Source organism: Thermoflexus sp., from assembly GCF_042408365.1.
Classification (GTDB): Bacteria; Chloroflexota; Anaerolineae; order Thermoflexales; family Thermoflexaceae; genus Thermoflexus.
The window spans coordinates 1-8794 of the sequence record NZ_JBHOQJ010000139.1; the positions used below are offsets into that span (position 1 = coordinate 1).

Consider the following 8794-nt stretch of genomic DNA (forward strand, 5'->3'; position numbering starts at 1 on the left):
GCCGCCGAAGGCGGCCCACACCCCACGAAAAAAACAGGCGACAGCCTGGATTTCAAGCTGTCGCCTGAGGAACGCCTAAGCACCGGGCGATGGCCGCCTCCGCGCCCGCGAAATCCCCACCCGCAAACACCTGCCCATTCACAATCACCGCCGGATACCGGCGGGCGCCATAGCGCAGGGATTTCCACCAGCCCTCCACCGAAACCGCATCGATCACTTTCACCGCGATCCGATCACAATAGGTCGTCATCAGCCGGGCGATCCACGCAGCGAGGTCCTGGTAAGCTTTATGGAGATCTTCGGGGAGACCGGAGGCGAGCTGTTCTGCGTGCAGGGCCTGGCCCACGCCGGCCTGCTGCCAAACCAGCTCACAATGGAGGCAGTGATAAAAAGCGGTGGGCGCGTAAGCGATCACTTCAATTTGTAAGGGCCGCTTCATAAAGGCCCCTCCACGTTTCGAAATGCTCCTTCGGTGATATGGAGGAAGATCACCAGCCAGGTCGTCCGGCGCAACCTCTACGAAAACCCGCGCCCACAAACCACTTCCAGAATCACCGCTCACCTATCGATGAATCGATGGGCACTTTTATTATAATGTGCCTGCCGATGATGTCAAGACCTTTCCGCGTTACGGAATGTTCATGATCCCACTATATTGTTATTCTTATCACAACATGGGGCGATGGAAATCCACCCCTCATGCTCCCAAGGTGTGAGAGCCGGGGAGGCCGCGAAGACAGTTTTCCCAGCCTTCTCGCAACGTTCCCATCCTTTTACTACGGCTCCTTCGGTATAAGACGCTTCAGCTTATTCCGTTGGGGTCAGGTGTTTAAATGCCTGTTACCCCACGGTTGACGCTCCTTCCGACTCCTGATCAGGAGGCTCCAATTCGGGAACCGTTTCCCCCGCCTCTGGAGGTTTATATAAACGTCGAGCAAAAATAAGGAACCCGGTATGCCCGACCATGCGGTCCGCTGGCCGGAAGCGCCAACCCTCCGTGTGATAAGGCCGCAGGAGGATCTCCACGGTCTCGATGAAGCCGAATCCATGGGCCGGGAGAGCCTCCAACAACCGGATGACCTGATTGGCAGTGGGGAGGATGGCTCCGAAGAAACCGCCCCCTCGCAGGGCCGTGGCCGCCTGAGGTAGATAGGCCCATGGTTCCGGCAGATCCAGGAAGAGGGCATCCGCCCCGGTCTCATCGAACCCCTCCGCGATGTCCCGGATCCGCCATGTGACCATCTCCGCCAGCCCCACCCGCTCCAGGTTCCGGCGGGCCAGGGCCTGCATCTCCGGCCGCACCTCATAGGTCACCACCCGGCCGAGCGGCCAGACCGCCTGGGCCAGGGCGAGGGTCAACCCTCCGCTTCCGGTCCCAGCCTCCAGGATCAGCCGCCCGGGGCGCACGGAGAGCTTCAGTAGGATGTAGCCGATGTCTTTCGGGTAGAGGATCTGGGTCTGGCGGGGGAGATAGCGAATGAGCTCCTCCGTGGACGGCTCCAGGAGCCAGAAAAGCTCCCCCCGATGGGAGCGCACTGCCGTCCCCCACGGTTGCCCGATGCAATCCTCGTGGGCCACCACCCCTCGATGGGTGTGCAGGCGCCCCTCCGGCTCCAGCCGGATCAGAAAAGGCTTCCCGCCTGGCCCGATCAATAACGCCAGATCACCCGCCTTCGCCTCGCTCGCCATCGATCGCGTAGCGCCTCTTAACCCTTCGTTGCGTGGGGAGGGGAGAGGAGCGGGCCGCTTGACGCAGCCGCATCTCCCAGAGGCCCCACTATCCCTTCCGGAAAACCTCCAAGCGCAACGTGACCCGATCCACTTTTCGTCGATCCACCGCCACGCCCAGGCCCGGGCCCTTCGGCACGGTCAGGGTGCCATCCGGGTTCAGGACGAAGGGAGGATCGATCAGGTCTTCGTAGTAATAGCGATCGCTGGCCGACAGATCCCCTGGGAGGGTGAAGCCGGGCAAGGAGGCCAGGGCCACGTTCGCCGCCCGCCCGATGCCGGTCTCTAACATCCCTCCGCACCAGACCGGCACACCACGCGTATGGCATAGATCGTGGATCCGCTTGGCCTCCAACAGCCCACCGACCCGGCCCGGCTTGATGTTGATGATCCGGCATGCGCCCATCTCCAGCGCCGCTCGGGCATGCCGGACGGTATGGATGCTCTCATCGAGGCAGATCGGAGTCCGCAGACGCGCCTGAAGGAGCCCGTGTTCGTAGAGATCATCCCAGTGAAGCGGCTGCTCGATCATCATCAGCTGGAATTCGTCCAGAGCCGATAGGCGATCGGCATCCTCCAGCGTATAAGCGGAGTTCGCGTCCGCCATCAAGGGGATCTCGGGGAAGGCCCGACGGACCGCCGCGATCATCCCTACGTCCCGACCCGGTTTGATCTTCACCTTGATCCGCTGGTAGCCCTCCTCCAGATAACCGCGGATCTTCTCGATCAAAGCCTCATCGGTGGGCTGGAGCCCGATGCTGACCCCCACCGGGACCCGGTCCCGAACACCGCCCAGATATTGCGACAAAGAAAGACCTGCCTGTCGGGCGAAGAGATCCCAGAACGCCGCTTCCAGGCCGGCCCGGGCCATCGGATGACCGCGCAGCGGCTCGCCGATACGAGCTACGGTTTCCACGTTCGGGATCTCGCGGCCGAGCACGGCCGGGATCAGGAAAGCTCGCAACACATACCATGCGGTCTCCGTGGTCTCATAGGAGTATCCGAAATCCCGGGAGGCGACGACCTCCCCCCAGCCCTCGAGGCCGTCGGCATAGACCGTGACCAGAATGGCTTCTCGATCCAGCTCCCGCCCGAAGGAGGTTTCAAAAGGCTCCTTCAGCCGCATCCGGATCAGCCGCAGCTCCACACGCTCGACGATCATCAGGCGTCCTCGCTGTGAAAGGATAAGGGGCTTGAGGGCATGATCACGCGCTTCTCACCGAGGCCGGACGAGCCGCTTTCTCCTGTCAAGTTGGCAGCTGGTCCCATCGATCTTGAAGCAGCCCATCCCATGAAGCAGGATCCAGTGAACGCCTTTCTCGCGAATCCCATCTTGTACCCTTTCTACCTAACCTTCAGCGCTGACGCAAATTTCTTTTCATATCAGGCCAGGGGCCTCTAGCGCTTTATCCGCTCTAGTGCTTTTCCCACTTTGTTTTGGGATCTGTGATTGGGAAGGCCGATGGTCCAGCCCCCGAAGATCCCCAGAGGAAGAAGAAGCACTCGATATGATCTGCGGGCCGAGCTGGGTCGTCCGTAGCAGACGCTCAAGCGCTCGTTTAGGCTGGAGGGGCGGGAACCCCGGCCGCTTCCCGAGGCCCCCTTGCACTGCGGGCGGGGCGCTACCTGTTTCCTCTAAGATAGTCGACTATGAGATAATGATCATCCCAGGGTCCTGGCGCATACGGCTCTGGTCCCTATTGCGAAAAGGAGGGATTCTATGGAGCTGGGCGAATGGCTTGCACGCGGGCTTCAGCTGACATGGCGCTATAAATCCCTCTGGATTTTCGGATTCCTTGCCGCCCTGGGGGCGGGTGGGACCCCAAGCATGCAGGGAGGTTTCCAGATGAGGGGTCCGACATCCCCGCTGCCTCCCGGTTTCGAGGAAATGATCCGCCGATGGCTGGAGCGCAACTGGCCCTTTCTGGCCCTGACGCTTCTAAGTTTCTTTTTCTTTCTTCTGTTGGTGCAATTGGTTGCCCTCTGGGGGCAAGGGGCGTTGATCCTGGGAGGCGGTGAGGCGGCCGAGGGCCGCCCCCTGGAGTTGGGCGCCCTGGCGCGCCGGGCAACGGCGCGCCTGCTCCGTTTGATCGGGATCATGGTGCTGCTGGGGATCCCGGGCTTCCTGACGTTCCTCGTCCTCCTTCTGGGGCTCATCGGCGGGTTCCTCCTGGCCTTCGCGCAGCGCATCGAAGGGATCCGCATCGCCACGCTTATCCTCATCGCGCTGATGACGCTTGCTCTTCTGGGTTGCTTGCTGTTGCTCAGCTGGGTGTTGCATCTCTGGTCCCGCCTCGCGCTGCGGGCTGCGTTGTTGGAGGATCTCCCCTGGCTTTCCGCGCTGCGCCGCGGTTTCCAAATCGGCCTGCGCCGCGTCGCCCCCCTTCTCCTGGTCTGGCTGGTCTTGGATGTGGGAGTGCTGGGGGTCACCGCCTTCGTCCTTTCCCTCCTGACCGCGGTTCCCCTGTTGGCCCTGTTGGGAGCAGGCTTCTTAGCGCTCTTCGGGGGCGGCAGGCCCATGGAACCATCGGCGTTCGTCCAGTTCGGCCTCATCGCGGTGCTGGCTGGCCTTTGCTTCACCCTGTTCAGCCGCATCCTGCTGGCCCCCGTCATTACGTTTGTGGAAACCTCCTGGACCATGGCCTATCGCGCGTGGATAGGGACAGGGGCGCCCGCGGCGACGGAAGCGGGCCGGTAGCAACCCTTGGTGGTTGGCCCTCCCCTTTTCAGCTTGGGGAAGGAACAAGCAGCCTGGGCATTGAACGGGGCTGGAGTATTGGTTGGACGAGGGGCTTTTCGCCTTTGTTGAGCTCAGATCAAAGCCTGAGGGGTGGTGGATGCGCGCACTGGTCACAGGAGGAACGGGTTTCCTGGGCGCCAACCTCGCAGCCTATCTCCTTCGGCAGGGGTGGACCGTGCGGATCCTCCGTCGGGCGACCTCTTCGCTGAAGGCGGTGGAGGATCTGGACGTGGAGCACGCGATCGGGGATGTGTTGGAGCCGGAGAGCCTGCGCGCCGCGATGGTCGGATGCGACGTGGTCTTCCACACCGCGGCGATCTCCGCCTACTGGCGCACTTCGGCAGCGCAGATCCTCAAGGTGAACGTGGAAGGCACCCATAACGTCTTGGCGGCGGCCCGGGAGATGAACATCCAACGGGTGGTGCTGACCAGCTCCCTGGCGGCCCTCGGGGTGCCGGAGCCCGGCACCTTGCTCACGGAAGACCATCCGTACAATCTGCCCCCCAGTCGCTTTCTCTATGGATACAGCAAGGCGATGGCGGAAGCGATCGCTCGGGTTTTTGTGGAACAGGGTTTAGAGGTGGTCATTGTGAACCCTTCGGTGATCCTGGGCCCCCGGGATATCCATCAGATCTCAGGGAGCCTTCTTCTGGAGATGGCCCGGGGGCGGGTGCCGGCCCTCCCACCCGGTGGGGTGAACGTGGTGGCGGTGGAGGATGTGGTGCGTGGGCACGTTTTCGCTCTGGAGCGCGGACGACCAGGGGAGCGTTACATTTTGGGCGGGGAGAATCTCACCTATCGGGAACTTGCCGATCAGATCGCGGAGGTCATCGGGGTCCCTGCGCCTCGCCGGGTGTTCCCTCCTCGCGTCGTAAAAGGGTTAGCCGCGCTGGCGCGGGCCGCCAGCTTTCTGAGGATTCCCCTTCCGGTGGGGGCCGATCAGCTCTGGCTAAGCGCCCACTTAATCTGGTGCGATGGCCGAAAAGCGGAAACGGAGCTGGGCTATCGTCCGGAGATCCCGGTGCGCGAGGCCATCCGACGCGCCTGGGAGTGGTATCAAGCGTGCCGGTCGCCTCCCTCGACCGCTTGAACGGCTTTCACCTCCTGAAGGCAATCACCAGCGGTCCCCCTTTATTCTGCGGGGGTTCGGACACCACACCCTCCAGGGGGACTCCCCAATTTCATGGCTTACCCCTGTTGCTCGGGTTTTGTCCGCGGGGTATAATATGTCATGACATCTGACAAGTCATCAGACTTTACACATAGAGCATGCGCGCGCTATATCCCTTTCCGGATGGTCCCAGGGGTCGTGGGGAAGGGGATGAGCGTATAAAAGAAAGCCCTCTTGGACAGCATTCTTCGCCTGGGCCCTCAGCCCTCTGAAAAACAGGAGGTTGTCATGGCGCGGATGGTGGAAGTTCCGGAGTATTCCTTGGCCGCTTCCGTGGAGATCGATCCGCGGAGCTCGGCGCTGATCGTCGTGGATATGCAGAACGACTTCGTCCATCCTCAGGGCAACCTCTTTGTCCCCGACGCGCCGGCCACGGTCCCGAAGATCCGCAAGCTGCTCGACCTCGCCCGTTCCAGCGGGATGTTCGTGGTCTTCACCCAGGACACCCATTATCCGGGGGATCCGGAGTTCCCGATCTGGGGTGAGCATTGCCTGGCCGGAACCTGGGGGTGGGAGATCGTGGAGGAGCTGAAGCCCCGGGAGGGGGAGCTGGTTCTTCAGAAACGGCGCTACGATGCCTTTTACGGCACCCCCTTGGAGCATGAGCTCCGGCTGCGGGGGATCCGGGATCTGGTGATCTGTGGGACGGTGGCCAGCATCTGTGTCCACTACACAGCGGCCAGCGCCGCCCTGCGCTGGTTCCACGTGATCCTTCCCGTGGATGCCACCTCCGCGCTCCACCCCTTCGACATGGAGGCGGCGAACCGCCAGACCGCGTTCCTGTTCCAGGGCACGCTGACCACGGTGGACGCGATCCAGGTGCGCTCGCCCGTGGCCGCTTGAGGGAAGAGAGGATGGTCCTTCACGAGAAACACGCCGAGCGCCTGGGGGGGCCCGAGGCGCGTCGGGCCCGGATCCTAGAGTTATTGCGGGCGGCCGGGCGGCCGCTGACGGGTGCGGAGCTGGCGCAGCGTCTGGGGACCAGCCGGCAGGTGATCGTGCAGGACATCGCGGTGCTGCGGGCCGCGGGGGTAGAGATTCTGGCCACCCCCCGAGGTTATTGCCTCCCCAGCGCCCGTCCGGTCCACCGCGCGCTGGTCGCCGTCCGCCACACCCCGGATCAGACGGAGGATGAGCTGACGCTTCTGGTGGATCTGGGGGTCGAGGTGGTGGACGTGATCGTAGAGCACGCGATCTACGGGGAGCTGCGGGGAAGCCTGCACATCGGCTCGCGGGAGGATGTTCGTCAGTTCATGGAGGCGTTGCGACGGACCGGGGCCCGTCTCCTGAGCGAGCTGACAGAGGGCTTGCATCTGCACACCTTGGAGGCCCGGAGCCCGGAGATCTTAGAACGGGCGCGGGATGCGCTGCGCCAGCGAGGCTATCTCGTGGAGTAGGGGCGCCCCGAGGGCAGGCAACAAGGCCTGTCCATACGATCAGCATCCCGATCATCCGCGGGGGCGCCCTAGGGGTAGGGTTGTTCGCATTCCCCAGGCTAGGGCATCTACACCTTCCATGGGGGGTGTTTCTCATGGCTGCCCTCACGATGACTTTTGACGAAGCGATCGACCGCGTGGGCCTGGGTAGGTTTCAGTACAAGCTGATGGCGATCTGCGGGGCGGGGTGGGCGGCGGATGCGATGGAGGTGCTGTTGATTTCCTTCGCCCTGCCGGCCATCCGACGGGAGTGGGGATTGACCACCGCCCAGGCCGGCTTGCTGGGCACTGCCATTTTCCTGGGGATGCTAGCTGGGGCCTGGTTCTGGGGGACGCTGTCGGATCGGATTGGGCGCAGGCTGGGCTTTATCCTCACCGTGCTCATCGACTCGGGCTTCGGCCTGCTCTCCGCCTTCTCCCCGAACTTCGCGACCTTGGTCCTTCTGCGGGCGTTGACCGGCTTCGGCGTAGGGGGCACGCTGCCGGTGGATTACGCGATCTTCGCGGAGTATCTGCCGCGTCAGAAGCGGGGGCGTTATCTGGTCTACTTGGAGGCGTTCTGGGCGCTGGGGGCGCTGATCGCAGCGGGCCTGGCCTGGCTCATCGTGCCGCGAGTGGGCTGGCGGCCGCTGCTGGCGATCTCCGCCCTGCCGGGCCTCATCGTCTTCTGGATCCGCCGCTATGTGCCGGAATCCCCGCGCTTCCTGTTGGTCCACGGACGGGAGGAGGAAGCCCGCTCGGTTTTGGCCCAGGTGGCCCGAGAGAACGGCGCTGCGTTGCCGGAGGGGATCCGGCTGATCGCGCCGGCGGCACCCCACGTCACAGTTGGAGACCTGTGGCGCCGGCCTTACACGCGGACCACCGCGCTGCTGTGGCTGATCTGGTTCGGGATCTCCCTGGGTTATTATGGGGTTTTCACCTGGTTGCCCAGCCTCTTGGTCCAGCGCGGGTTAACCTTTCTGCGCTCGTTTGAATACATCTTCATCATCACCTTGGCCCAGCTTCCCGGATACTTCTCGGCTGCTTACCTGGTGGAACAAATTGGGCGGCGGAGGACCCTGGGATTTTATCTGTTGGCCAGCGGGATCTTCACCTATCTCTTCGCCGTGGCGGCCTCGCTGCCCGCCTATCTGGCGGCGGCGATCTGGATGTCGTTCTTCGCCCTGGGGGCCTGGGGGGCGTTGTACGCCTACACACCGGAGGCTTATCCCACACAACTGCGCACGACGGGGATGGGCGCGGCCAGCGGGATGACCCGAATCGCTGGCGCGCTCGCCCCCACCCTGGGGGGCTATCTGCTGGGGGTCTCCATGCCCTTGGCCCTCACGGTCTTCGCCGCCGCGTATGGGATTTCCGGGCTGGCGGCGCTTTCGTTGCCGTATGAGACGCGGGGTCGGCCTCTGGCCGATGTGGTGGGAGAACTTCGATGAGAAGGGCCGCTGCGGATAGACAGGCGAGTAGATGGGAGGGCCGCTTCAGCGGCCTTCCCACTCTGGAGTCGGTGGCTTGACAAACCCCTCTGGCCATGTTAGATATTAAATTGGATTGCCGAGATAGCTCAGTTGGTAGAGCACCCGGCTGAAAACCGGGGGGTCGGCGGTTCGATTCCGCCTCTCGGCATTGCAGGCGGGCGTAGCTCAGTTGGTGGAGCGCCTCCTTGCCATGGAGGAGGTCGCGGGTTCGAGTCCCGTCGCCCGCTCTGGCGGCGTAGCCGAGTGG

The 8794-nt window shown here is 63.3% G+C and carries 8 protein-coding genes and 2 tRNA genes; 7 read left to right on the forward strand and 3 right to left on the reverse strand.

The annotated features are described in order from the left end of the window. Positions 1–52 precede the first annotated feature (52 nt). From ACFMO5_RS06400 to menC, 3 genes are all read right to left on the reverse strand, one after another. A complete protein-coding gene (locus ACFMO5_RS06400) occupies positions 53–439 on the reverse strand; it encodes a hypothetical protein (RefSeq protein WP_376791927.1) in 387 nt (128 codons plus the stop codon). Between the two features lie 401 nt (positions 440–840). After that, on the reverse strand, positions 841–1689 hold the full coding sequence (locus ACFMO5_RS06405) for a tRNA (adenine-N1)-methyltransferase (RefSeq protein ID WP_376791928.1): 849 nt from the start codon (positions 1687–1689) through the stop codon (positions 841–843). Between the two features lie 88 nt (positions 1690–1777). After that, the gene (gene menC, locus ACFMO5_RS06410) at positions 1778–2890 is read right to left on the reverse strand and encodes an o-succinylbenzoate synthase (RefSeq protein ID WP_376791929.1); all 1113 of its coding nucleotides are present in this window, start codon (positions 2888–2890) and stop codon (positions 1778–1780) included. A 684-nt stretch (positions 2891–3574) separates the two neighbouring features. Between menC and ACFMO5_RS06415 the strand changes: the two genes are divergently transcribed. The 7 genes from ACFMO5_RS06415 (at position 3575) to ACFMO5_RS06445 (ending at position 8774) form a co-directional block, all read left to right on the forward strand. Then, complete coding sequence (locus ACFMO5_RS06415) at positions 3575–4426, forward strand: hypothetical protein (RefSeq protein WP_376791930.1); 852 nt, start codon at positions 3575–3577, stop codon at positions 4424–4426. Positions 4427–4565: 139 nt separating this feature from the next. After that, positions 4566–5558 carry an NAD-dependent epimerase/dehydratase family protein gene (locus ACFMO5_RS06420; RefSeq protein WP_376791931.1) on the forward strand — a complete coding sequence of 331 codons (993 nt, stop codon included), beginning with the start codon at positions 4566–4568 and terminating at the stop codon, positions 5556–5558. Positions 5559–5876: 318 nt separating this feature from the next. Continuing rightward, the gene (locus ACFMO5_RS06425) at positions 5877–6482 is read left to right on the forward strand and encodes a cysteine hydrolase family protein (RefSeq protein ID WP_376791934.1); all 606 of its coding nucleotides are present in this window, start codon (positions 5877–5879) and stop codon (positions 6480–6482) included. Between the two features lie 11 nt (positions 6483–6493). Beyond that, a complete protein-coding gene (locus tag ACFMO5_RS06430) occupies positions 6494–7036 on the forward strand; it encodes a transcription repressor NadR (RefSeq protein WP_376791932.1) in 543 nt (180 codons plus the stop codon). Positions 7037–7170: 134 nt separating this feature from the next. Continuing rightward, positions 7171–8505, forward strand: a complete 1335-nt coding sequence (locus tag ACFMO5_RS06435) for an MFS transporter (protein WP_376791933.1) — start codon at positions 7171–7173, stop codon at positions 8503–8505. Between the two features lie 117 nt (positions 8506–8622). Next, positions 8623–8695: transfer RNA gene (locus tag ACFMO5_RS06440), tRNA-Phe, on the forward strand. A 6-nt stretch (positions 8696–8701) separates the two neighbouring features. Then, positions 8702–8774 (forward strand) — tRNA-Gly (locus ACFMO5_RS06445). Positions 8775–8794 lie beyond the last annotated feature (20 nt).